The 23,205-nt window shown below is 59.2% G+C and carries 21 protein-coding genes, 2 tRNA genes and 2 pseudogenes; 19 read left to right on the top strand and 6 right to left on the bottom strand.

Going from position 1 to position 23,205, the window contains the following annotated elements:
• The first annotated feature begins 190 nt into the window (after positions 1 to 190).
• The 3 genes from FYJ31_RS01285 (at position 191) to FYJ31_RS01295 (ending at position 3,724) form a co-directional block, all read left to right on the top strand.
• Complete coding sequence (locus FYJ31_RS01285; RefSeq protein WP_195839406.1) at positions 191 to 1,534, top strand: hemolysin family protein; 1,344 nt, start codon at positions 191 to 193, stop codon at positions 1,532 to 1,534.
• Positions 1,535 to 1,696: 162 nt separating this feature from the next.
• Positions 1,697 to 2,176 (top strand): Dps family protein, encoded by a 480-nt coding sequence (locus tag FYJ31_RS01290; RefSeq protein ID WP_003833096.1) that lies wholly within the window; start codon positions 1,697 to 1,699, stop codon positions 2,174 to 2,176.
• Positions 2,177 to 2,410: 234 nt separating this feature from the next.
• A complete protein-coding gene (locus FYJ31_RS01295) occupies positions 2,411 to 3,724 on the top strand; it encodes an ATP-binding protein (protein WP_154535757.1) in 1,314 nt (437 codons plus the stop codon).
• A gap of 256 nt (positions 3,725 to 3,980) precedes the next feature.
• On the opposite strand, the gene FYJ31_RS01300 is transcribed toward FYJ31_RS01295, so the two are convergent.
• Positions 3,981 to 4,346, bottom strand: coding sequence for a gluconokinase (locus FYJ31_RS01300; RefSeq protein WP_154535758.1), 366 nt, complete (start codon positions 4,344 to 4,346; stop codon positions 3,981 to 3,983).
• An 86-nt stretch (positions 4,347 to 4,432) separates the two neighbouring features.
• Positions 4,433 to 5,239, bottom strand: a complete 807-nt coding sequence (locus tag FYJ31_RS01305) for a YgjP family zinc-dependent metalloprotease (RefSeq protein WP_065472893.1) — start codon at positions 5,237 to 5,239, stop codon at positions 4,433 to 4,435.
• Between the two features lie 243 nt (positions 5,240 to 5,482).
• Between FYJ31_RS01305 and FYJ31_RS01310 the strand changes: the two genes are divergently transcribed.
• The 11 genes from FYJ31_RS01310 (at position 5,483) to FYJ31_RS01360 (ending at position 15,097) form a co-directional block, all read left to right on the top strand.
• Complete coding sequence (locus FYJ31_RS01310) at positions 5,483 to 6,769, top strand: ATP-binding protein (RefSeq protein WP_154535759.1); 1,287 nt, start codon at positions 5,483 to 5,485, stop codon at positions 6,767 to 6,769.
• Between the two features lie 288 nt (positions 6,770 to 7,057).
• Complete coding sequence (locus FYJ31_RS01315) at positions 7,058 to 7,777, top strand: HAD family hydrolase (protein WP_154535760.1); 720 nt, start codon at positions 7,058 to 7,060, stop codon at positions 7,775 to 7,777.
• A complete protein-coding gene (locus tag FYJ31_RS01320; protein WP_154535761.1) occupies positions 7,765 to 8,634 on the top strand; it encodes a MurR/RpiR family transcriptional regulator in 870 nt (289 codons plus the stop codon). The genes FYJ31_RS01315 and FYJ31_RS01320 overlap by 13 nt, the downstream gene beginning before the upstream one ends.
• A gap of 163 nt (positions 8,635 to 8,797) precedes the next feature.
• The gene (locus FYJ31_RS01325; protein ID WP_012576481.1) at positions 8,798 to 9,736 is read left to right on the top strand and encodes a phosphate/phosphite/phosphonate ABC transporter substrate-binding protein; all 939 of its coding nucleotides are present in this window, start codon (positions 8,798 to 8,800) and stop codon (positions 9,734 to 9,736) included.
• 76 nt (positions 9,737 to 9,812) lie between these two features.
• Positions 9,813 to 10,577, top strand: coding sequence for a phosphonate ABC transporter ATP-binding protein (gene phnC, locus FYJ31_RS01330; RefSeq protein WP_154535762.1), 765 nt, complete (start codon positions 9,813 to 9,815; stop codon positions 10,575 to 10,577).
• The gene (phnE, locus tag FYJ31_RS01335; protein WP_032743420.1) at positions 10,574 to 11,377 is read left to right on the top strand and encodes a phosphonate ABC transporter, permease protein PhnE; all 804 of its coding nucleotides are present in this window, start codon (positions 10,574 to 10,576) and stop codon (positions 11,375 to 11,377) included. Before phnC ends, phnE (FYJ31_RS01335) begins: the two co-directional genes overlap by 4 nt.
• Positions 11,377 to 12,153 (top strand): phosphonate ABC transporter, permease protein PhnE, encoded by a 777-nt coding sequence (gene phnE, locus FYJ31_RS01340; protein ID WP_032743421.1) that lies wholly within the window; start codon positions 11,377 to 11,379, stop codon positions 12,151 to 12,153. Before phnE (FYJ31_RS01335) ends, phnE (FYJ31_RS01340) begins: the two co-directional genes overlap by 1 nt.
• Positions 12,154 to 12,165: 12 nt before the next feature.
• Positions 12,166 to 13,428 carry a metallophosphoesterase gene (locus FYJ31_RS01345; protein WP_154535763.1) on the top strand — a complete coding sequence of 421 codons (1,263 nt, stop codon included), beginning with the start codon at positions 12,166 to 12,168 and terminating at the stop codon, positions 13,426 to 13,428.
• 486 nt (positions 13,429 to 13,914) lie between these two features.
• Positions 13,915 to 13,988: transfer RNA gene (locus FYJ31_RS01350), tRNA-Ile, on the top strand.
• Between the two features lie 42 nt (positions 13,989 to 14,030).
• Positions 14,031 to 14,103 (top strand) — tRNA-Ala (locus FYJ31_RS01355).
• Between the two features lie 802 nt (positions 14,104 to 14,905).
• On the top strand, positions 14,906 to 15,097 hold the full coding sequence (locus tag FYJ31_RS01360) for a hypothetical protein (RefSeq protein WP_143081248.1): 192 nt from the start codon (positions 14,906 to 14,908) through the stop codon (positions 15,095 to 15,097).
• 421 nt (positions 15,098 to 15,518) lie between these two features.
• On the opposite strand, the gene FYJ31_RS01365 is transcribed toward FYJ31_RS01360, so the two are convergent.
• Entirely contained in the window at positions 15,519 to 16,163 is a 645-nt protein-coding gene (locus FYJ31_RS01365; RefSeq protein ID WP_154535764.1) for a hypothetical protein, read from the bottom strand.
• A 273-nt stretch (positions 16,164 to 16,436) separates the two neighbouring features.
• Here FYJ31_RS01365 and FYJ31_RS01370 point away from each other — a divergent pair.
• A pseudogene (locus tag FYJ31_RS01370) lies at positions 16,437 to 16,661 on the top strand (transposase); the annotation flags it as partial.
• A gap of 318 nt (positions 16,662 to 16,979) precedes the next feature.
• Here FYJ31_RS01370 and FYJ31_RS13260 read toward each other — a convergent pair.
• Positions 16,980 to 17,399 (bottom strand): annotated as a pseudogene (locus FYJ31_RS13260) (hypothetical protein); the annotation flags it as partial.
• A 302-nt stretch (positions 17,400 to 17,701) separates the two neighbouring features.
• Between FYJ31_RS13260 and FYJ31_RS01380 the strand changes: the two are divergent.
• From FYJ31_RS01380 to FYJ31_RS01395, 4 genes are all read left to right on the top strand, one after another.
• On the top strand, positions 17,702 to 17,980 hold the full coding sequence (locus FYJ31_RS01380; protein ID WP_012576473.1) for a type II toxin-antitoxin system RelB/DinJ family antitoxin: 279 nt from the start codon (positions 17,702 to 17,704) through the stop codon (positions 17,978 to 17,980).
• Positions 17,977 to 18,267 (top strand): type II toxin-antitoxin system YafQ family toxin, encoded by a 291-nt coding sequence (locus FYJ31_RS01385; protein ID WP_060620320.1) that lies wholly within the window; start codon positions 17,977 to 17,979, stop codon positions 18,265 to 18,267. Before FYJ31_RS01380 ends, FYJ31_RS01385 begins: the two co-directional genes overlap by 4 nt.
• Before the next feature lie 375 nt (positions 18,268 to 18,642).
• Positions 18,643 to 19,989, top strand: coding sequence for an NADP-specific glutamate dehydrogenase (gene gdhA, locus FYJ31_RS01390; protein WP_032743429.1), 1,347 nt, complete (start codon positions 18,643 to 18,645; stop codon positions 19,987 to 19,989).
• A 158-nt stretch (positions 19,990 to 20,147) separates the two neighbouring features.
• Positions 20,148 to 20,372 (top strand): hypothetical protein, encoded by a 225-nt coding sequence (locus tag FYJ31_RS01395; RefSeq protein ID WP_154535765.1) that lies wholly within the window; start codon positions 20,148 to 20,150, stop codon positions 20,370 to 20,372.
• Positions 20,373 to 20,432: 60 nt separating this feature from the next.
• Here FYJ31_RS01395 and FYJ31_RS01400 read toward each other — a convergent pair whose 3' ends face one another.
• A complete protein-coding gene (locus FYJ31_RS01400) occupies positions 20,433 to 21,854 on the bottom strand; it encodes an ATP-binding protein (RefSeq protein WP_154535766.1) in 1,422 nt (473 codons plus the stop codon).
• A 754-nt stretch (positions 21,855 to 22,608) separates the two neighbouring features.
• Entirely contained in the window at positions 22,609 to 23,175 is a 567-nt protein-coding gene (locus tag FYJ31_RS01410) for a DUF3566 domain-containing protein (protein ID WP_032743433.1), read from the bottom strand.
• Positions 23,176 to 23,205: the final 30 nt, after the last annotated feature.

The raw sequence follows: 23,205 nt of genomic DNA on the forward strand, positions 1-23,205 counted from the left end.
ACCAAATTACACGATTGCGTACCAAATTACACGAAATTACACCATATGACACGATTGCGTATCATTGCGTACTCTTTCACACCATCACACACGTCAACACACATCACGCCTCACATAGCCAGCGCAGCTAGCAAACCCTGCCCAGCCAGCACACCCCAATTTGACGTGCCACTCCCCTAGAGTTAAAGGCATGTCACTTGGTTTGAACATCCTCCTGATTTTTGTATTTCTCGTTATCGGTTCCGTGTTCTCCGGCACCGAGTTGGCATTGGTCTCTCTGCGCGGCTCGCAGATCGAGCAAATGGAGCACGAGGACGCTCGCGGCGCCAAAGTCGCCAAAATCGCACGTGACCCGAACACCTTCCTCTCCACCGTGCAGATCGGCGTGACGCTCTCCGGCTTCCTGTCCGCCTCGTTCGGCGCCTCTTCCATCGCCCCCTACCTGATTCCGGTGGTCGAAAGCTGGGGTGTGCACCCCGGCATCGCCGGCGGCCTGGTGAACATCATCCTGACCCTCATCATCTCCTACTGCTCCATCGTGATCTCCGAGATGGTGCCCAAGCGCATCGCCATGCAGCGCACCGAGCAGATCGCGCGCGCCGTGGTGCCCGCCATCGACGCCTTCGCCGCCGTCTGCCGCCCGATCATCTGGCTCATCGGCAAGAACACGAACGGCATCGTCCGCCTGCTCGGCTTCGACCCGCAGCAGACCGAGTCCGAGGTGTCCGACGACGAGCTGCGCGTGCTGGTCAGCTCCAACACCAACCTCTCCAAGGACGAACGCACGATTCTCGACGATGTGTTCGATGCGTCCGAAACCATCGTCGCCGAGGTGATGCGCCCGCGTGCCGACGTGGTCTTCATCGAGGGCGACCAGCCCCTGGCCGAGGCCGCCGCGTTCGTACGCGACCAGCCGTACTCCCGTTACCCGGTGACCGGCAAGGATTTCGACGATGTGATCGGCTTCGTGCATGTGCGCGATCTGCTGGACGTGCGCGATCCGAACGCCAAGATCGTGCGCGATGTGGTGCGCGAAGGCATCTCCCTGCCCGGCACCTCCAAGCTGCTGCCGAGCCTGGAACTGCTGCGTAAGCGCGGCATCCATCTGGCCGTGGTCATCGACGAGTACGGCGGCACGGACGGCATCGTGACGCTTGAGGATATGACTGAGGAGCTTGTGGGCGATATTCGCGATGAGTACGATCTGCCCAGCGAGAAGGGCGGCGAACGCACCACCCGCACCGCGTTCGTCAATGGCGTGGCCACGATCGAAGCCAGCATGACCATTGAGGACTTCGCCGATCTGACCGGCATCGAGCTGGAGGACGGCCCGTATGAGACGGTCGCCGGATACTTCCTGTCCAAGACCGGCAAGATGGGTGCGGTGGGTGACGTGCTGCATTCCGACGACGGCTACAACATGGTCGTCACCAAGGTGGATGGCCGCCGCATCGAAACCATCGAAGTCCGCAAAGCCGGCGCCCCGGACCATGCGCCGCTGCCGGAGAAACCCCAAACCGACGACGCCAACTAACCGCGTTTTGCAAAAACTCTCACTGAGCCGCTGCCAGTGAGAGTTTTTTGCAATTGGTCCTAATAGTCACGTGATATTCACCACCTATTTGTTCGGCCCGGGGCAGAACCGCAGATCGTAGAATTGAAGAGCAACGTTCCACCGATAGAAAGAAGGAACATTATGACACTTGCATTTGTTGTGCCGGGACTCGATGAGGCGACCAGCGAGAAGGCCATCGCGATTCTGCAGAACCGACTGAGCCAGGAGCAGGAGGCTGCTCTGGTCCTGAAGCACGCTCACTGGAATGTGACCGGCCCGAACTTCATCGCCGTTCACGAGATGCTTGACCCCGAGGTCGAGGCCTTGCTGGCCCAGGCTGACGAAACCGCCGAGCGCATCGCTACGCTGGGCGGCACCCCGGACGGCCGCGCGGACGCCATCGTGCGCAACCGCACGTGGAAGTCGTTCGACGCCGAGGGCCGCGTAGGCACCGAGGAGTACCTCAAGGCGCTGATCGAGTACTACGACGCCTTCATCGCCGACGACCGCAAGGCCATCGCTGAGCTGGATGAGCTGGACGTCATCAGCTCCAACGTTATTCAGGATCACGTGCAGGAACTCGAAAAGTTCCAGTGGTTCATGCGCTCTCACCTGGCATAAGTAAAAGCTGTATTCCATGGCTCCCCTCAAAGAGGGGAGCCACTTTCGTCTCACGTGAAATAGAGAATCTCCACATACATAAGTTGGAAAAGTGTATAAAACTCCCCATTCTGAGGTTGGAAAACGTAGCCAAAACCGCATTCTTATGGTTGGAAAAGTGTAAAATATGCTCTATAAACAGTTGGAAAACGTGCCCAGCATAGATGCAAGGCCTACAAATGACTGGAGACTCTCATGCTGCGAAGAAAAATCGAGACACAGCTGGAAGCTTGGAGATCCGCACCGAAACGCACTGCACTGCTGGTCACCGGAGCCCGTCAGATTGGCAAAACCTATATCATCAGGCACTTTGCCCAACAGCATTACGACCATATCGCCGAGCTCAATTTCATCGAGAACCCCGACCTCGTTGCATTATTCAACCGGCCCCGCGATGCCAAAAACCTACTGATGAGGCTGGAACTGGCCGTAAACACGCCATTAGTACCCGGCAGAACCCTGATTTTCTTTGACGAGGTCCAGCGTTGCAAGGAAATGGTCACCGCAATTAAGTTCCTTGTAGATGATGGTCGGTTCGATTACGCGCTTTCCGGCTCGCTACTTGGAGTCGAGCTCGAAGATATACGCTCGGTACCGGTCGGGTACCTGACCGAGCTGGATATGTATCCACTGGATTTCCAAGAGTTCTGCTGGTCGCAGCATATCGGCAACGACGTATTCAACATGCTTGCCGAATGCTTTGCCAAGCACCAGGAAGTGGATGAGTTCATCCATCAACAGCTCATGGAGCTGTACTCCAAATATCTGGTCATCGGCGGCATGCCTGCCGCGGTCGACTCGTTCGTGGCAAACGGCAGCGTTGCGGACGTGCGCACTATACAAGAGAACATAAAGCGTGAATATCGCCGCGATATCAGCCAATACGCGCGCAAAGAAGACCGGCTGCATATCCGCGCTATCTACGATTTGGTGCCCAGCGAGTTAAATAACCCAAACAAGCGCTTCACCTTCGCCAAAATCGAAAAGAACATGAGATTCCAATCGGTTGCTTCCGATTTCGATTGGCTGGTCAATGCGGATGTAGCCGTCGCCGCGTACAACGTGGATGAACCGTGCACACCGTTGGAGATGAGCAAGGAACGTAACCTCTTCAAACTCTTTTACAACGACGTGGGTCTGCTTACCGGCTCGTTTCTCAAGAAAACCGCGCTCGACGTACTCGACGGCAACCCTGATATCAACTACGGTTCAATCTATGAAAATGCGGTGGCCCAAGAGCTACGCGCTCACGGATTTGACCTGTACTACTACAACAGTAAGAAGCTTGGCGAGCTCGATTTCCTCATCCAAGACCGCAACGATCACGTGCTGCCGATTGAGGTGAAGTCCGGCAAATCCTACAAACGCCATCGCGCAATGGACAACGTGCTCGCCCACCCTGAATACCATCTCAATACAGGCTATGTGCTTGGCCCGTGCAACGTCTCAGTCGAAGGGAATGTAACCTACCTGCCTGTATACATGGCCGGCATGTTCCATAACGAATGACGGGCCGCACACTTAGTCAACAAGTACAGGCCGGTCAGATGGTTCGGACTGGTCAGAGGGCCCGCTCTGATAGTTAGGTTGGTCTGAACGGACTGGCTGGGCTGGTTGGTCTGAGTAGCTCGGCTGGACCGATCGGTTCGCCCTTGCTGGCCTTCACACTGCTTCAGCTCCAGCTGAAGTTCGCTGATGCGCCGTTCGAGTTCATCGATGCGCCGCACTTGTGGCGAAGTGAGACTAAGGGGAGCCGAGAGATGGCTCACAGGCCGAGGGCACCGGCCACGGCCACGGCCTCGTGTTCGGGATCGGCCTGGCCGATGTGTACGTTGACGTGAATTTCGTCATCGCCCGGCTCTTCGAGAATGTCGAACTGGGATTGCAGCATGCTCGGTTTCATGAAGTGGCCTTGGCGGTGGGAGAGGCGTTCCATTACCTCGTCGAATGTGCCCTGCATGTAGACGAACACCGCGCCTTGGCGGCGCAGCTTGTCGCGGTAGATCTTCTTCAGCGCCGAGCAGGTAACCACGGCGGGCTCGCCGGCGACCACGCGCTCGTCGATCCACGCGGCGATGGTGTCGAGCCAAGGCCAGCGGTCTTCGTCGGTGAGCGGGTGTCCGGCGGCCATCGAGATGGTGGCGCATTCGGACCATGCGAACGAATCCGATCAGGCCATCAGCCACATCGCCGGCACTGAAGCCTGACCTGTCATCGTCACAGCACCACGCGGCGGTTGAGGTCGCGGCGTAGCGTCTTCCAGCCGGGTAGGTAGGCGGTCATGCGGCGTTGGAATCCTGCGCCGTGGCCGCTTTCCCACAGATGCGTCATCTCATGGACCAAGACGTATTCCAGGAATTGCGGTTCCATCACTCCCAATTGAAGGTTCAGACGGATGCGGCCGGTTCGCGGCGTACACGATCCCCAGCGCGAGGTCATGACCCGTAGCGTGATATGCGTGGGCTGCCGGCCAATAACCGGCCCCCACTTGGCCAGCAGCTGTGGCAACGCGGCGTTGATCGCGGCCGCCGCTTGTCGTTTGCGTTCGTCGGTCCAGATTTGGGAGCGGTCAAAATACGGTTGGACATTCGTACCAGCTTGGCCTGGCCCGGCGTCACCAATTCCCGGACGACTGATATCACCGGTTTTCGGACGACCGGCAACGCCTCCATCATGGCCGCTGGCACCAGCTACGCCACGACCTCCGTTCTCGAAGCCGGCACCCTCGTTCAATGCCATGATGGAGCGCCGTTGCGCCTCAGCCATGCGCTGCTGCTGGGCAAGAATCCACGAATGTCGCTCTTTGACGAAATCCGCGATACGACTCTCGCTCATCCGCATCGGTGCGGAGATTTCGACGCGGCCGCTCGGCGGTTTGATGCGCAGATACAGGTTTTTGATGGGTTTGCGCGTCAGGTGCAGATGGATGCCATCAATATCCAACGACTGCTCGGCGGCAGCGGACCGAACGGATTTCGGCGCACCGGACTTCGGAGCGGTGGATTGACGACGGCGATAAGGCATGCAAGTCATTCTCACACAACGGCGGACAACAAGCGGCACACAATGCCGCCCCTCACGAATCGGCAACCGCCACTTACCCCCACGCGCACGCCCTGTCCTCCCATGATTCACCCATCCTATTGAGCGAAAGTGACATTTATGTCAAAATCGCGCAATAGAATGAGTTCCTATTGAGTGAAACTGACATAAATGTCAAATCCACGCGATAGCGGCATGGGAACAGGACATTGATCGGAGAACACGATGCGCATCTCCAGGGATAAGTACCTGAACGATCTCGTCGCGCGCAAAGGCAACGGCATGGTCAAGGTCGTCACGGGCGCGAGGCGCTGCGGCAAGACCTATCTCCTGTTCGACCTGTTCGAGGACCATCTGCGCGCGCAGGGCGTGGACGACGACCACATCATCGAGATCGCACTGGACGATCTGATGTACGAGCGCTACCGCGACCCGCTCGCCCTGTACGACTATGTGAGATCCCGTATCACGAATCGCGAGGAACCGTACTACGTGCTGCTGGACGAGGTGCAGTACGCGATCTCGGACGAGGAGATGCGCGGCGAGGAACCGCCCCGTCTGTACGGGATGCTCAACGGGCTGCTGCGCATGCGCAACGTGGACGTGTACGTGACGGGCAGCAACTCGAAGATGCTGTCCACCGACGTGATGACCGAGTTCCGCGGCCGCGGCGACGAGGTCCGCGTCCGCCCCCTGTCGTTCGTCGAGTTCATGCAGGCGTACGACGGCGACGTCCAACACGGCTGGGCCGAATACGTGATGTTCGGCGGCATGCCGCTCACCTTGTCCATGAGAAGCGACGAGCAGAAGTCCCTCTATCTGAAGAACCTGTTCGAGGAGACCTATCTCAAGGACATCGTCTCGCGCAACGGGCTGCGCAGGTCGCAGGAGCTCGACGACCTGGTCGACGTGCTGGCCTCCTCCATCGGCGCCCTGACCAATCCGCCCAAGATCAAGGCCACGTTCGCCAGCGTGCTGCATTCCGGCATCAGCACGAACACCATCATGCAATACATCGGCCATCTCGAGGACGCGTTCGTCATCGAGGAGGCGAGACGGTTCGACGTCAAGGGACGCAAGTACATCGGCAGCCCGAAGAAATACTATTTCGAGGACATGGGGCTGCGCAACGCGCGACTGGGGTTCCGCCAGATCGAGCAGACGCACATCATGGAGAACATCGTGTACAACGAGCTGCGAACACGCGGCTACAACGTCGATGTGGGCGTGGTCGACCGGCGCGGTGCCAGTGAAGGTGTGCCGTACCGCAAACGCCTCGAGGTCGATTTCGTGGCGAACCTCGGCAACCGGCGCTGCTACATCCAATCCGCGTACCAACTGCCCACACCGGAGAAGGTCGCGCAGGAGAAGGCCTCGTTGCTCGAGATCGACGACAGCTTCCAGAAGATCGTCCTCGTATGCGACGTGGTCAAACCCGTCCGCGACGAGCACGGCATCCTCACGATGAGCGTCTACGATTTCCTCCTCGACCCGGACAGCCTGACGATGTGACGCCGGACGGTCGGCAAATGCCCCGGAACGCAGACCCCCTTATCGGGGCTTGGCATCATCACGTATCCGCCCGGTCCGCCGCAAACCTCAAACACTCAAGTGGCACATGGCAAGATACCAAGTCACATCGGGGTGCCCGGCCGCACTTCGGAATCGCAAGGCACCGAGAATCATCCCGCCATTCGATCCGCGCCACGTCAAGCAGAGGAAGATGAACAGTAGGCCAACCATGTCGAAATTATGTTCAAAAGTCATTGAACGTTTTTCATTTCGTGTTTTAATGGAGGCATGAGCAATGAAGAGCAGCGGTCACGGACCGACGGACGCCGGCCGGTCGGCACGGTCGTCTTCGATTTCGATGGGACGATCAGCCTGGGCGACGGGCCTGTGCGTTCCTACGCGCGCCATGCCTTCGCCCGGTTGCCCGCGGGGTTGCGCGAACGGGCCGTCAGGACGCTGGATCTCTATCTTGGCGGCGCCGTCACGGATGATGGCCGGCATTGGAACGACGGTTACGATGTGGTGAGCGACATGTGCGCGGGCCATGTGCCGGCGGATGGGTTGCAGCAGGCGTATCTTTCCAGCCGGGACGAGCTGGCCCGGGGTCTTGTCCACGTGGACATGCCGCAGGGTCTTCCCGGTTTCCTGGACGATCTGGGTTTGTTGGGCTGCGTTCGCGTGCTGTTGACCAATTCGCCGCTGCATGGGGTGCGCGAGACCGTCGGACGGTTCGGGCTGGAGGGTCGTTTCGACCTGATCGTCGACGGGGCGGGCAAACCCGGACGCTGGGGCGATCATATCGCCGCGTTCGACCGTCTCTCGGGACGTGGGCGCCTGTTGAGCATCGGCGACCATTGGGACAACGACATCGCCCCGGTGCTCGCCGCGGGCCGCGAGGCCGCGTACATCGGCGGCACGGGCCGGCATGGCGGCGCGACGTACCGGGCGGCGCTCCTCCCCGACATGTACGGGGCGATATTGGAGGGATGCGCGTCATGGGACAGGTGAACGCGAACGGGCCGGCCGAATCGATCCTCGCCCGCATCCGGCTTGCGTTGGACGCGTTGGATCCGGCGCAGCGCAAGGTCGCGCGCTTCTTCCTGGAGAACTCCGACGTCATCGGGGACCTGCCCATCGCGACGGTCGCGCGCGAGACGGGCGTGTCGGCGGGCACGGTGGTGAGGACCTGCGCCGATCTGGGGTGCCACGGGTACCGGGAGATGAGGATCCTCATCGCACGCGACAACGCGATCAGAAGCCTGCTGGAGCAGCGCGGGCACGCGCGGGCCGACGGGGAGGCCGGCTCGGAGGGCGAGCGGATCATCGCCAGGATCCAGGGCATGCTCGACATGCTGCGGGAGCTGCCCGACTGCCTCGACGCCGGGGCGTTCAACCGGGCGTTGGAGATGATCCGCGACGCGCGGGGCATCGTCATCGTGGCATCGGGCCTGTCCAGCGGGGTCGCGGCGAACCTTGAAAGCCGTCTCCTGCGGTACGGCCGTCTCGTAACCTTCGTCCGGGACCCGCTGGGCCAGGACATCAGCGCCTCCCTGCTCAAACCGGGCGACCTGATCATCGCGATCTCCGGTTCCGGGGAGAACAGGCACACCGTCCACGCGGTCGAGGTCGCCACGGCGAACGGGGCCGACGCGTTGGCGGTCACCAGCTTCGCGAACTCCTCCCTGGCCACGCGGGCCACGACGACCCTGGTCGCGTCCACGCCGGCCACCACGTTCAACGACGAGCTCATCGACACGTCGCGTCTTCCCCTGGACATCGTCATCGAATCCCTGACCGGGCAGCTGGGCAGGGGCGAGGAGGACCCGGGGGTCATCTCACAGATTTCCGAACACCTGGACAGATAGGAGCCGCAACACCACACCTCACCCATCATCCGGTGCCGGCATCGGCCGGACGCCAGTCTTCCTTTCATCATCCGCCGCGGGTCCCGCCGTGGGCCCGCGCATCATCCATCATCACGCGGAAATCCTTTTTTCACAACGAAAACCCATTGAGGAAGGTCGAACCATGCCTTTTTCCATCCAGAACAAGATGCTGAGGACCATCGCGGTCGCCGCCACCACGGTCGCGCTGTGCGCCACGATGGCCGCCTGCGGCTCGTCGAAGGGTTCCGACTCCGCCGACAAGGCGCTGGAACTCCAGTTCGTGCCCACCAACAACGACGGCAGCATGCAGGCCAAGGCCAAGCCCTTCGCGGACTACCTGTCGAAGAAGCTCGGACGCAAGGTCGATGTGACCCTCGCCACCGACTACACGACCATCGTGGAGGCCATGTCCTCGCACAAGGTCGACATCGGCATCATGCCGCCCGCCGCCTACGTGCAGGCGCGCGACAAGCAGGCCGCCAAGGCCATCCTCACCTCCGAGCTGGGTGCCTACGACCGCACCACCGGCAAGCCGGTCGAGGGCAAGTTGTCCGGATCGTTCAAGGGCGAGGTGCTCGTGCGCGCCGACAGCGACCTGAAGAAGCTGACCGACCTCAAAGGCAGGAAGATCGCCACGCTGAGCCCCTCCTCCGCCAGCGGCTACATCTACCCGGTGGTCGAATTGAAGAAGGCCGGCGTCGACCCGACCACGCAGTCCACGCTCACCACGGTCAACGACATCCCCAGCGAGATCACCTCCGTGCTCGAGGGCCAGCAGGACGCCTGCTTCGTGTTCGAGGGCGCGCGCAACGTGTTCGCCTCCAAGTTCGCCGGCAAGGACCTGTTCAAGGAGCTGCGCGTCCTCTATCTGACCGAGGGCGACATCCCGAACGACGCCATCGCCGTCCAACCGTCGATGGACCAGGCCCTGCAGGACAAGATCAAGCAGGCGTTCCTCGACATGCCCAACGACGAGGAGGGCAAGACCGCCATGGCCATGTGGGGCCACAAGGGCTACACGCAGGCCGAGGAGAAGAACTACGACACCATCGAGGAATACATCAAGGAAGCGGCCAACTGACCGTTGACGGGGGCGGCCGCCCGTCCACGCGACGCCGGCGGCCGCCCCTTCGCCCGTTACGGGGAAAGGAAAACCCATGATCGAGATACGTGGCGTGACCAAGGAATACGGCAACGGCGTGCTGGGCCTCAACGACGTCAACCTGACCATCCGGGACGGCGAGTTCGTCGCCATCATCGGCCCCAGCGGCGCGGGCAAGAGCACGCTGCTGCGCTCCATCAACCGACTCAACGACATCACCGGCGGCGACATCATGATCGACGGCCAGTCGATTACCAAGGCCAGCCGCAGACAACTGAGGGCGATGCGCTGCTCGATCGGCATGATCTTCCAGCAATTCAACCTCGTGGGCAACAGCACCGTCCAGAAGAACGTGCTGTCCGGCCGGCTGGGCCGGTACGGGACCCTCAAGTCACTGCTCGGCCTCTTCCCGGAGTCCGACTACCAGCTGATCGACAACGCGTTGAAGACCGTGGGCCTCGCGGACAAGGCCCAGACGAGAAGCGACCAGCTCAGCGGCGGCCAGCAGCAGCGCGTCGCCATCGCCCGCACCCGCGTCCAACAGGCCAGGATCGTGCTCGCCGACGAGCCGGTCGCTTCCCTGGACCCGGTCACCTCCGAGACGATCCTCACCGACCTCAAACGCATGAACCAGGACGACGGGACCACGGTGCTCATCAGCATCCACTCCGTCGTCTTCGCCAAGAAATACGCCGACCGGATCATCGGCATGCGCCGGGGAACGGTGGTGTTCGACGGCACCCCCGCCCAACTCACCGACGACATGTTCCGCCACATCTACGAGGGCGACGACGCCGGGAAGACGGGTGAGCGATCATGACCCGCACACCGTCGGCCGGCCGCCCCCTGAAGGACACGGTGCACCGGAACCTGTGGAAACGGCTCGCCACCGTCATAGTGTTCGTCGTCTGCTTCCTCGCCGCGAAGGACGCGACCGAGACCGACTTCGGCGAGGCGATCGCCAACATGGGGCAGGCCGCGGATTTCTTCTCGAACCTCCTGTCGCCCGACTGGGCGTATTTCGCCAAGGTGTGGATGCCCCTCGTCCAGACGATCCGCATGTCCGTGGTGGGCACGTCGCTGGGACTCCTGTTCGGCGTGCCGTTCGCGTTCCTGTGCACCAGCAACGTGACGGGCAACCGCGTGGTCGCCATGGTCGCCCGCGTGGTCATGGACATCATCCGCACGATCCCCACGCTGCTGCTCGCCGCCCTGGTCGTCGCGTTCATGGGCATCGGACAGGTCAGCGGCATCATCACCATCGCCGTGTTCACCTTCGGCATCGTCGGCCAGCTGATCTACCAGTCGATCGAGATCTCCGACCCCGGCCCCGTCGAGGCCGCCCGCTCCGTGGGCGCCAACCGCATGCAGATCGCCACATGGTCGATCCTCCCGCAGATCGGGCAGGACATCGCCAGCTACGCCATGTACGCCTTCGAGATCAACATCCGCGCCTCCGTGATCCTCGGATACGTGGGAGCCGGCGGCGTGGGCGTCCTGCTGAACTCCTCACTCAGCCTGATGCGCTACGACCGCGTGTCGCTCGTCATACTCACCGTTCTCGTGCTCGTCGTCATCGTCGACTGGGTCAGCGAGATCATCAGAAAGAGGCTCCGCTGATGCGTATCCGTCTCACCGCACACCACCTCATGGCCGCCCTCATAGGCATCGCGGTCATCGTCTGCTTCGCGACCACCAACTGGTCCGACAAGGCCCCCATGTCCTGGACCTCCCTGTCGGACACCATCAGCCAACTGTTCCACCCCGACTGGTCGTACGTCTACGACGGCAGCGGCGAGGACCTAGTCAGCCTCATGCTCCAGACCATCTGCATCGCCTTCCTGAGCATGGTCATCGCCACGGTCATCGCGTTCCCCTGGTCCTTCATCAGCGCGACCACCCTGTGGCGGCACACCCCCGCCGTCGCCGGCGCGGCGAAGTTCGTGACCGACCTGCTCAGGGCGTTCCCCGAACTCGTGTACGCCATCATCTTCGTCAAGGTGGTGGGCCCCGGCCCCGCGGCCGGCGTCCTCGCCCTGGGCGTCCACATGGTCGGCATGCTGGGCAAACTGTACGCCGAGAACATCGAATCCATGGACAACGGGCCCGCCGAAGCCATGGAATCGGTCGGCGCCAACTTCTGGAAGACCACGTTCTTCGGACGCATCCCCCTGCTCATGCCCATCTTCGCGTCACTGTCCCTCAACCACTTCGAGATTGCGGTGCGCAGCGCCGCCACCCTCGGCCTGGTCGGCGCCGGCGGCATCGGCGCGCCCCTGATCTTCGCCATCCAAAGCCGCCAATGGAGCAGGGTCAGCATCATCCTGCTGGGCATCATCATCGTGGTCGCGCTCATCGACGCGGCGACCGGATGGCTACGCAAGAAACTCCTCTAAAAGGCCTGCCACATGACCACGATCACGATCCTCGCCACCAGCGACCTGCACGGCTTCCTGCCCGACACCCTCGCGGACGTGCCCGGCGACCCGTCCGCCGCGAACGCCCACGCGGCCGGCATACTCGCCGCACACGCCGCCAAGCGGATGACGGGCGTGGACGACGCCACGCTGCTCATCGACGCCGGCGACTACCTGCTAGGAAGCGCCTACGCCACCTTCACCGCCCAATCGGCCGAGAGGGAATCCCCGCTCACCCGCGTCGCCTCCGCCTGCGGCTACACCGCCATGGCCCTGGGCAACCACGACTTCGACCACGGCACCGCACTGCCCGCAAGCCAGAACCCCCACCTGCACGAACGGCTCCTGTGCTGCAACGTGACGGACGAGGAAGGCCACCCGATCTTCCATCCATACCGACTCGTCCAAGCCCGGGGCATCCGTGTGGGCATCGTGGGCGCGGTTACCGGAGCCCTGCCCCAACTCACCGCGTTCCGCAACACACAGCACATCCACGTCCTGGACGCGGTCGAAAGCATCAGGACCACCGTCAACCGGATACGCGCGGACGTGGACCTGCTCATCGTCGCCTACCACGGCGGCATCGAATGCGACATGGCCAGCGGACGACCCACGCAATACGACACCGGCGAGGACCAGGCATACCGCATCCTCTCCACCATCCCCGGCATCGACGGGCTGATCTGCGGACACCAACACCGCACCAACCACGGCGAATGCCACGGCATCCCCTACGTGCAACCCGGATACCAGGGAAACTCCGTCGGATTCATCTCCTACCAGTTCAAGGAAAGGCGAATCAGCCGGCACGAGACCGCGATGCTGCACCCGACCACTGACAAGCTGGAACCATTGGATCCGACGACGATGAACCTCAAGCTGGACGAATACAGGACCTGGCTGGACCAGCCCATCGACACCGGACGGTTCGGTGAATACATCACGCTGAAAACCGGCATCAGACTCCAACGATTCATCTGGCGGAAAACCAGCGACGGAACCACGACCATCCGCGAATTCCACCACAGCTTCCCCAAACCCTACACCGCATCCGTGTTCCGCCTGACCTGGGAAGAACTCCGGACCTGCATCGACCAAGGCCTGATACAAGCCGACATGATCCCCGCAACGGAAGCACCGTTGGGCGGATACCAAGTCATCACCAACACACCCGAGGCATTCCCCACATACCGACTGGAAAGCCGAACAGTAGACAACCTCTTCGACGAATACCTACACTGGCTGAAGCAATAAGGGTTTGGGGAGATAAGTCGTGCTCCGGCTTCTTCTCCCTAAACCTCAGTTTCATATGACGTATGCACGCGACGATCATGTCGAACAGCGCTATGGGCCATGAGCCTACGCGCCGCATGTAATCCTGGATTCGCAGTGCCGGTCACATGCGGTGATTCTTTGGTGGCTCGCCCTGATCATAGAAATATAGGGTCCGCAACCCCGTATCCCTTTTCTAGAGTGTGTTTACACTAGTTGGTTTTTTGGCTGTGTATTGGACATTTCTGTGCAGGGCGGGAGGTGTAACCGCAGCATTACGGTGTGAGAACGCAAGGTTACGTAGCTGGGCATTGGCTGTGGCGTTGCTGAACATTGACCGCTGTGTTGCTGGACATTGACCGCCGCGCCGGCAATCATGGCGCAAGCGACAATCACGACACGCCGTTATTGACATACCGCCGTTCAATGGTATTGTAATCACTTGTGCGCTTTTGAAGCGTATGGATCGGGCCCGTAGCTCAGCTGGTTAGAGCGCATCCCTGATAAGGATGAGGTCGGAGGTTCAAGTCCTCCCGGGCCCACAGGAAAAATGAAGCGGCCGCGAGCCGCTCTTTTTTTCTCACGGGGCTATAGCGCAGCTGGTAGCGCATCTGCTTTGCAAGCAGAGGGTCGCCGGTTCGAACCCGGCTAGCTCCACGGTCAGGGTTTTCAGAGAAATCTGGAAGCCCTTTTTTCACGCCAGAACGGCGGAATACCAACGATTTCAGGGCATACAGCGCAAACAGAGAATGTACGGAAAAGGCGGCCAATGTCAACTTTTCCGGTACCCAGCAAGGTACCTGGAATGGGTACCCAACGAACGATACTGGAACCATGCGCACCGAAAAGAAAAAACATTTGGGTCAGTCACCCACCGGACCGACCGGGATTCCTACAGGGCCAAATACACCCACAACGGTGAGGTCATCACGAAAACATTCAAAGACGAACGTTCGGCACAGGCGTGGCTGAGCGCCGAAAAAGCCCTCGTAGAGGCCGATAGGGCTGGAATCCAACGGGGTGGAGTAGCCCAGCCGACCGTAAACGGCAGGAAGAGGCCGTAAGACGGCGTAGAACGCTATTATGCGATTACGTCATGGAAGAATTCGCACCCACATGGCTCAACTATTCTTCCGACGGAGCCGAACTAACCGCAGGAAGCAAAAGAAAGCATCGGTAATACCTTGCGCATCTGCCCCACGCATTCTTCTGGAAATATCCCCTAACAAAAATAACGACCGAAGACATAAACCGGTGGCTAGCCAATTTAGACAATTTCGGGGGAGCGACGCCCCGCAAGAAAACGTTCCACCTCTTGAAAGCCGTGTACACGAAAGCAGTGGCCGAAGGAGCCGTAGACAAATCACCCGTCACCATGAAAGCCCCCGCAATCCCAAAATCCCGGCAAGCTCAAATACCACCGGCCACAGCCGAGGAACTTCAAACCATCTATGCCGCCATGCCCAACACCACACGAATCTCCGTATGGCTGGGGGCTATCCTTGACCTACGAATCGGAGAAGTGGTCAGCCTGCACGTGTGGCTGATGGCGGTCATCGTCATCAGCCTCGCACCCGCGATGCACTCCATCGCGGCCGACATCGTCGTGATGGCAATCGCCATCTGGGCGATGACACCCAGCCGTCGATAACGGCCAGCCCGTCCGAGTTTCAACACCCGGACGGGCCTTTCTTGTTTGCAAGTGCATGGCTGCTACTGCTTTTTCTGTGGTCTGCCATACTTGTGCACTAACGCGGCCAAAAGTATTGCTACGAAATAGATGTAGACGAGAAATCTGCTGAGAGACCCGTTGAATATCAACATAACGGCTACTGGCACTATAAGCGCTGTCGTAAGAATAACCGAAAGCTTTATGTTCTGTGTTTTAAGGCACGACCACACAAACAATATCAATGCCACAACGGCAGTAATCAGATACGCGACTGCGAATGGGGTCATGGCCCCGCGCTTGATCTCCGTTGCTCCACTAATTGAGCAAGAAGCGAACAGCCATGCACAGAGCCATGACTTCCAATCCCACTTTTTCATCACAGTAATGCCTTACAACTGCATCATATGATTTCAGATTTCAACGGTGGGAATTCCCAAGCCAGTGTGAGGCATACTCCCTTTCCTTGAGCAACTGCGCCGATGATTTTTGTGGCGAGATCAGCAAAGAATCCGATGCCCAAGACAGCGACGCCTCCAGCGATTATGGTACCGACGGGCCCACTGATTGCCGAGGCAACTGCGGTGAATGCTGCGGCAAGAGCCGCCGGGCTAACCGAGGAAGCCGCGAAAAGCGCTGCCGCGAATCCTACGGTGAAATCTATGTAGGAGATGTATACGCCGCTGCAACTGGCATAGGTCGTTGGAAGCGACTCTATGTCTTGGATGTCCTCCGTGGGTGGATTGAGGACGTTATCGACTAGGAACACATATTCTGCATCGGAGAAACCGTAATCGGTCTTCAGTTGCTCCTCTGACAGCGAGACGGTGAGACGATCACCTTCAAAGCTGAAATATTCACCGACATCAACGATTTTCCAGAGCAGGTTCTCGAGTTCCGTATCCACTGACGGTACTGCACAAGGAACGTAGCCATCGGACTGAGCATCCGGGACACTTGCATTCGCAACGGGAGCCACCACCAACAATGTCGCCATCGACAAGATACATGCGATGATTCGTGCGAGGTATTTCCTTACTTTTTTCATTTGATTCTTCCTTGAATCGTTGATTTACCCGGCTCTTCCGATTTTGGTGTGTAAGGGCCGTGCGGTTTCATTCGTTGTGTGAAAGAAAAAGTGAAGGATACCGGGCGGCTTGGCATTGAGTTTAGCACGTTCGACGGATGGGTGTTGCTCGGCCTGGACGGATTGGAGTTGCGTCCCCTGGTGCAACGGCACCTGGCCATGGGCACTCGCGGGGGCGTGTGGCAGATACGCTGCGAGCCGGAGGGGCCCGCCGCACGGTGTTGCGCCCAGTGCGACGGGGTCGAGGAGATCGGCGTGGACGAGCACGTGTGGTGACACACCCCGTTCGGCAGTAGGTAAGTGACCATCATCGTGGACCTGACGCCCAGGAAGAAAGGCGGGACGGCCCGCCTGCTGGACATGGTCGAAGGCAGGAGCGAGAAGGCGTTCGCCACATGGCTCCAGGAACGCGGCCAGGCGTTCCGCGAGCGTGTGAGGGTCGTGGCGATGGACGCGTTCGCTTTTGGCGATGGTGTCGGCCCGGCGGCGCAGGGCGAGCGAGACCAGGTCCGTGTCCGCCGGACCGGTCTCTGGACGTAGGTCGATCGAATCGGACGCGGCGAGCATGGCGTTATCGAAGCCTGCTGCTTTCGTGGCTCGGGCGATGGCTTTGAGGCTGTCATGCAAACGTTGTTTGTCGGCCTGGTCGAGCCATGCGCGCACGTCCTCGGGGAAATCAGGACGTATCGGTGTTTCCTTCCACGAGCCCGGGCAGGCCGTGAGCATCGGCATGACCAGAGCCGGGTCCTGCAGCGTGCTGGATGCTCCGCCGTATCGCCTAGGATATTCGGCGATCATCTCGCCGGACGAGGGATCGGTGATCCGCACGCTGTCCCACCCGGCCGCGGCCAAAAGTTTCCCGCCGTGCCACTTGCCGCCGGCGAGGTACCGGTTCGAGTCGATCTCGATACGCCCGTACCTGTCGGCTTTCCCGCTTTCCCAACGGATCGGGTCGAAACGTGTGGATGGCAGGGGCATCAACGCTTTCCGGTCCTCGTCGAAGCATTCCATAATGGGCACGTCCAATAGCTTGTAATGGCATCGGGTCCGGGCCGGTTCGTCGCAGCGTCCGGGCATGACACGGGCGGGTTGCTCGTGGGACCCGGCCTCGAGGGGCGGGACCATGAGGCTGCGGCGTGGGAACCCGGCTAGCTCCACGGTCAGGGTTTTCGGCGGAGTCCGAAAGCCCTTTCTCATATCAAAACGGCGAAGTACCAATGATTTCAAAGTATACGGTGAGAACGGCGAACATACGGAAGTCCGTAGATGTCGGCGTTTTGGGTATCCACCGAGATACTCAAAATGGGTACCCGATGAACGACACTGGAACCATACGCACAGGAAAGAAATCTTTCGACTCCGTCATACCAATTCTGGTGCAACAGAGCCTAATAGAAACCAGCGTTTTACATACGATGTAAAACGCTATATACATGATGTGTTGTTTTCTATAGACAAGGGATATATGATATGAACGTCTTCCAAGGAAGGAGCCAAAGATGAGCGGAACGACAACCACCGTCAACGTCCGAATGAACGCTGAGCTGAAAAAACAAGCCGAGGAACTGTTCGGGGAGCTGGGCATGAACCTGACCACCGCAGTCAACATATTCATCCGCCAATCCCTGCGACAGGGCGGCATACCGTTCAACGTCTCGTTGGATGAGCCGAACAGGGAGACCGTCTCCGCCATGTTGGAGGCGAAGCGAATCGCAAGGGACGGGAACGTGAAGGGCTACCGGGACCTGAACGCCTTGTTCAAGGACTTGGACGCATGAGCGGCATCCAGTACACGGTCAAGACCACGTCCAGATTCAGGAAGGACTTCAAACTCGCCAGACGACGCGGACTGGACGCCGGCCTTTTCAAACAGGTTGTATCCATTCTGTCCGAGGGCGGCACACTGCCCGACCGATATCATGACCATGCGCTTACAGGCAATATGACCGGCTTCAGGGAGTGCCATATCACACCAGACCTGCTGTTGGTCTATCTCATAGAGAAGGACGTGCTGGTGCTCACTCTGACCCGAACGGGCACCCATAGTGACCTTTTCGGAAAATAACGGGATACGGACAAAGGAAAGCCGGGACAGGGGCCCGACCAAGGCAGGGTGGGCAGCAAGGCACCCAATGTCGTGATACACCGAGAAAACGGCGAAATAGCAACAAACACCGGGAATCCCTGGCTCCACGGTCAGGGTTTTCGGCGGAGTCCGAAAGCCCTTTTTCATGCCAAAACCCAGCAACACCAAGGTTCCGTCAATCGTGCCGGCGTCCGGTCCACAACCATGCGATTGCGCATCGCACTCAACCTGAGCCATGACGTCTCTTCCGCGCTGCGCTGAACGCTTTCCCGTTATCCGAGCGCCCTCTATGCAACACAGGGTCGGGTGCATAGAATAAGAACGTCTTATCTATCTATCGAATCGAGGAGAACAATGCTCACTGACGAGTACGTCAAGCGCGTCTACAACCAGGTCGTGGCCCGCGATGGCGATCAGCCCGAATTTCTGCAAGCCGTCTACGAAGTGCTCGACACCCTTCAGCCGGTCGTCGCAAAGCACCCGGAATACGAGAAGAACGGTGTTCTCGAGCGCATCGTCGAACCTGAGCGCGTGGTGAAGTTCCGCGTCGCCTGGACCGACGACGAAGGCAAGGTGCAGGTCAACCGTGGTTACCGCGTGCAGTTCAATTCCGCCATCGGCCCGTACAAGGGCGGCCTGCGCTTCCACCCGACCGTCAACGAGAGCGTCATCAAGTTCCTCGGTTTCGAGCAGATCCTGAAGAACTCCCTGACCACGCTGCCGATGGGCGGCGGCAAGGGCGGCTCCGACTTCAACCCGAAGGGCAAGTCCGACGCCGAGGTCATGCGCTTCTGCCAGGCCTTCATGACCGAGCTGTGCCGTCACATCGGCCAGTTCACCGACGTTCCCGCCGGCGACATCAACGTGGGCGGCCGTGAGATCGGCTACCTGTTCGGCCAGTACAAGCGCATCCGCGACGAGTACTCCGGCGTCCTGACCGGTAAGGGTCTGGAATTCGGCGGCTCCCTGGCCCGCACCGAGGCCACCGGTTACGGCGTGTGCTACTACACCCAGGAAGCCCTGCGCGTGCTGCGCAACGACTCCTTCAAGGGCAAGACCGTCGTGATCTCCGGTGCCGGCAACGTGGCCATCTACGCCGCGCAGAAGGCCGAGGAGCTGGGCGCCAAGGTCGTGACCGTGTCCGATTCCAACGGCTATGTCTACGATCCGAACGGCATCGACGTTGCCGTGGTCAAGCAGATCAAGGAAGTCGAGCGCGGCCGTATCAAGGAGTACGCCGAGCGCGTTCCGTCCGCCGAATACCACGAGGGTTGCTCCGGCGTGTGGACCGTGCCGTGCGACATCGCGCTGCCGTGCGCCACTCAGAACGAAATCGACGAGGAATCCGCCAAGGCTCTTGTAGCCAACGGCTGCAAGGTGGTGTGCGAGGGCGCCAACATGCCTTCCACCCCCGAAGCCATCGAGGTCTACAAGTCCAATAAGCTGCTGTACGGCCCGGCCAAGGCTGCCAACGCCGGTGGCGTGGCCGTCTCCGGCCTGGAGATGAGCCAGAACAGCTACCGTCTGAGCTGGACCTTCGAGGAGGTCGACGCCAAGCTCAAGTCCATCATGGAATCCATCGTCGCCAACTCCCTGGCCGCCGCCAAGGAGTACGGCGAGGAAGGCGATCTGATGGCCGGCGCCAACATCGCCGGCTTCGTCAAGGTTGCCAACGCCATGGTTGCCCAGGGCGTGCTGTGACGCTTGCCGCTAAGCAGTACTAAGCAGTACTGAGCAGTAGCGTAATGCCCTTGCTTCCCCGTGAGGAGGCAAGGGCATTGCTATATGTACAACGAGCAACAAGTGCTATCCCCAAATACGTAAGCATTACGCACCACTATACGAGTGAATTCTTGGATATGATCATCAATCCAAGCTATCTGCTTTCAGAGGGGTACATTCGGCCTTCTGCAGATAACAGCTCAGCTTCCACCTCCATAACCCCGAAACTCACCACCGTCGATCAGCACATGGATCAGTGCGGCTGGACCATGGCCGACGTGGTCATCAAAGCCATCAACGGAGTCTCTTCACCGCACGTGATGCACCTGAACACCGATTTGGCGGTGCGTGAGTCGGCGTAATTGCCACGTGGCTGTCGGCAGGACTCTGGATATCCCGCGTCACAATCACCCAGTAATGCATCACGCAGTGTATAACTCTTCCGCAGAAACGAATACCATTCGTTCATCATCCATGTAGCGGGTTCGCGTGGACTCACTCACCGGATTCTTGGTGAACAGCATAAGCCACGCATTACCGGCCTGATAGCCGCGGACTAAGCCAGCACGCTGATGGAGCCTTTCAATAGCCTCCGTTTCGTTGAATGAATTACGCCATTTGCATTCACCGAACAGAATCGTTTTATCGAGCGAATCCGCAGCAATCACATCGATATCGGTTTGCTCGTGAGCAATCGGATCATTGCCCCACCATTTGCCGAATTGAGTGGCAACAAAGGGGAGGTTGCCCATAGCGTTGTTTCGAATAAGCCATTGCAGGCAAATCGTCTCAAATTGTTGCCCAACATAGGTATCAAACGATGGTCCAAAAGCGAGTCTGCTCGTAACCTCCTCGCTGATATTACCATCCAAAATGCTCATGTTGCGCCCCACAAAGCGGAACCAATATGCAAAGAAGGGATCGCTCACCACATACATTCCCTTGCGCGATTTACTCGGATCTTCACCAAACGGCACTTTTCGCTCAATTAAGCGCAAATCGACCAGCGTTTTCAGATATGCTCCAATCGAATCAGATTCGACACCCGCATGTTCAGCGATAAGCTTTGGCGAGGAATTACCACCCGCAATAGATTGCAATATCGAATAATACGATGCCGGTTCACGAAGCTCCTGACGCAACAGCATCATAGGTTCCTCACGCAGTACGCCCAAGTTGTCGAACATCAAGCGCAGCACATTGGATCCAAAGCCATCGGCTTCCTGTATACGGGCCAGATAATATGGCGTACCGCCGAAAGTCGCATAGTATTGGACCAGTTCTTGCGGAGATGTGTTCGTTAGAAATTTTGCCGCATCCGCATAGTCGAATGGCAGGAGTCGAATCTGTGCTGTACGACGCCCGTATAGCGGGCTTTTACGCCCCAATACGTCGTTTTCCATGAATCCCTCGTTACTACCGGATAGAATCATCGTCACTTTTGTGGCGAGGAATCCATGGTCAATTGCTATCTGCAACATGGAGGGTAATGCCGGCTCGGCGGCAGCCGCATAAGGGAACTCATCGAATACGAACACCATACGTTCGTCAGTCTGTGCAGCACGTTCAGCAACAAACGATAACGCATCAGACCACCTGCCAAACGACGGGGTGGAATCCGGCATACCAAAGAACGACAATGCCGCTCTTGAGAAATCTTCAAGATTCATCTTGGCGCTTTGCTGTATGGCCGTGAAGTACAGCACGCGTTTATCTTTGACAAATTCGTCGATCAACGCCGTTTTCCCTACACGCCGCCTACCGTACAGCACCACCATTTCGAATGAATCACTGGTAAACAGCTTTTCCAGCACTTGTAACTCGTGCTCTCGTGCGACAAACATTGCAGCCCTCCGATCCGTATACCGCCCAATAATAAGAGTATCATGGTTAATGTAATCACGATTACCTTAATTACGATACTAATAATTGTTGCCCTACCGCGAGGAGGATCTTCCTTCCGCTGTCAAAACGAAAGCCCAACAGTCCAGACTGACGAGCAACAACATCGGCAGATCAACCGCTGACGCCAGCCAACCTGACAGCACAAATCAGCCTGATTGCAGGTATATAGGCACTAGTTAGCGAAACCGGCTCTTCGCATTTTGGTGTGTAAGAGCCCGTAAAGCCCCCTCAGTAGCGCCAACCTGCCAGTCCTTTGGTGGAACCACACCACATAGACCTTCCTCAACGGCGCCAAGCTGCCACACGCTGGCAGACCAACACCGCTGTGTGCATTCTCTGCGTCGACGGCAGTCCAAAACTTGGCCCAGCAACGACGCTTGCTGTGCCCAGCGTCGGCAGAGGGCCAATAATTGGACGCAAACGACACAGAACACACCCTCAGCGTCGGCAGAACTCCAAGATCTGTACCGCTGACGACGGTAAGCCCTCCACAGCGTCGTCAGAGATACAAAATCTGTCCCAACACCGACGCCTGCCACCCCCAGCGTCGCCGGAGTCCCAAGTCTCGGCCCAGCAACGACGCCTGCGATCCCCACATATAAGAAACCGCACCTCCGATCATCGAATCTGAATGACTTCAGTCCAACAACCGGGGTGCGGTTCACTGAGGGGAGTTCCGTCAGTATCGCTATATCAGTCGTCGCCGAGCGTGACGTGCACGCCGCCGACCAGCGAGCTGACCACGTTGTAGATCAGTGCCGCAATGGTGGCCAGCAGGGTGAAGATCACCACTTCAACAATCGAGAAGATGGTGACGCCGGACACCACGGTGGTAAGGGACAACACGTTCTTGAGATCGAAACCGCCTGCATCAAGACCGGTGGAAGACACAATCTGCGTAATCTGGCTGAATACACCGACCACATCAAGCAGCACCCATACGATCGCGGAGGCAACGACCTGAATAATCGCCACGGCGATGGACAGCATGAACGTCACCTTGGCCACGGACCAAGCATCCACGCGGGTCAGTGACAAGCTCATGCGGCGAGCCCTGGGGGCGCTACGGCGAGGTGCCGGACGCACAGGAGTGGCGGCACCTCCCGAAGGCAACGCGGACTCCTCCGGATCACTGGACACGGAGCGGGCCACACGGGGAGCGCGGTCGGCGCCGATCAGCGGCTCGGCATAATCGTTCTGTGTATTGCCGTCTTCCGACGGAATGATCCGGGTCTCGTTGTCTTCGAGATTCTCGCTCATCGTTTCTCCTTACCAGGCTGGACGGCAGCC

It is taken from the genome of Bifidobacterium sp. WCA-178-WT-4B, from assembly GCF_009696495.1.
Classification (GTDB): domain Bacteria; phylum Actinomycetota; class Actinomycetes; order Actinomycetales; family Bifidobacteriaceae; genus Bifidobacterium; species Bifidobacterium infantis.

Excerpts from the sequence above, each read along its gene's own strand:
- FYJ31_RS01285 (WP_195839406.1), top strand. The coding sequence starts at position 191 with ATGTCACTTGGTTTGAACATCCTCCTGATTTTTGTATTTCTCGTTATC.
- FYJ31_RS01290 (WP_003833096.1), top strand. The coding sequence starts at position 1,697 with ATGACACTTGCATTTGTTGTGCCGGGACTCGATGAGGCGACCAGCGAG.
- FYJ31_RS01295 (WP_154535757.1), top strand. The coding sequence starts at position 2,411 with ATGCTGCGAAGAAAAATCGAGACACAGCTGGAAGCTTGGAGATCCGCA.
- FYJ31_RS01300 (WP_154535758.1), bottom strand. The coding sequence starts at position 4,346 with ATGGCCGCCGGACACCCGCTCACCGACGAAGACCGCTGGCCTTGGCTC.
- FYJ31_RS01305 (WP_065472893.1), bottom strand. The coding sequence starts at position 5,239 with ATGCCTTATCGCCGTCGTCAATCCACCGCTCCGAAGTCCGGTGCGCCG.
- FYJ31_RS01310 (WP_154535759.1), top strand. The coding sequence starts at position 5,483 with ATGCGCATCTCCAGGGATAAGTACCTGAACGATCTCGTCGCGCGCAAA.
- FYJ31_RS01315 (WP_154535760.1), top strand. The coding sequence starts at position 7,058 with ATGAGCAATGAAGAGCAGCGGTCACGGACCGACGGACGCCGGCCGGTC.
- FYJ31_RS01320 (WP_154535761.1), top strand. The coding sequence starts at position 7,765 with ATGGGACAGGTGAACGCGAACGGGCCGGCCGAATCGATCCTCGCCCGC.
- FYJ31_RS01325 (WP_012576481.1), top strand. The coding sequence starts at position 8,798 with ATGCCTTTTTCCATCCAGAACAAGATGCTGAGGACCATCGCGGTCGCC.
- phnC (WP_154535762.1), top strand. The coding sequence starts at position 9,813 with ATGATCGAGATACGTGGCGTGACCAAGGAATACGGCAACGGCGTGCTG.
- phnE (WP_032743420.1), top strand. The coding sequence starts at position 10,574 with ATGACCCGCACACCGTCGGCCGGCCGCCCCCTGAAGGACACGGTGCAC.
- phnE (WP_032743421.1), top strand. The coding sequence starts at position 11,377 with ATGCGTATCCGTCTCACCGCACACCACCTCATGGCCGCCCTCATAGGC.
- FYJ31_RS01345 (WP_154535763.1), top strand. The coding sequence starts at position 12,166 with ATGACCACGATCACGATCCTCGCCACCAGCGACCTGCACGGCTTCCTG.
- FYJ31_RS01360 (WP_143081248.1), top strand. The coding sequence starts at position 14,906 with ATGCCCAACACCACACGAATCTCCGTATGGCTGGGGGCTATCCTTGAC.
- FYJ31_RS01365 (WP_154535764.1), bottom strand. The coding sequence starts at position 16,163 with ATGAAAAAAGTAAGGAAATACCTCGCACGAATCATCGCATGTATCTTG.
- FYJ31_RS01380 (WP_012576473.1), top strand. The coding sequence starts at position 17,702 with ATGAGCGGAACGACAACCACCGTCAACGTCCGAATGAACGCTGAGCTG.
- FYJ31_RS01385 (WP_060620320.1), top strand. The coding sequence starts at position 17,977 with ATGAGCGGCATCCAGTACACGGTCAAGACCACGTCCAGATTCAGGAAG.
- gdhA (WP_032743429.1), top strand. The coding sequence starts at position 18,643 with ATGCTCACTGACGAGTACGTCAAGCGCGTCTACAACCAGGTCGTGGCC.
- FYJ31_RS01395 (WP_154535765.1), top strand. The coding sequence starts at position 20,148 with ATGATCATCAATCCAAGCTATCTGCTTTCAGAGGGGTACATTCGGCCT.
- FYJ31_RS01400 (WP_154535766.1), bottom strand. The coding sequence starts at position 21,854 with ATGTTTGTCGCACGAGAGCACGAGTTACAAGTGCTGGAAAAGCTGTTT.
- FYJ31_RS01410 (WP_032743433.1), bottom strand. The coding sequence starts at position 23,175 with ATGAGCGAGAATCTCGAAGACAACGAGACCCGGATCATTCCGTCGGAA.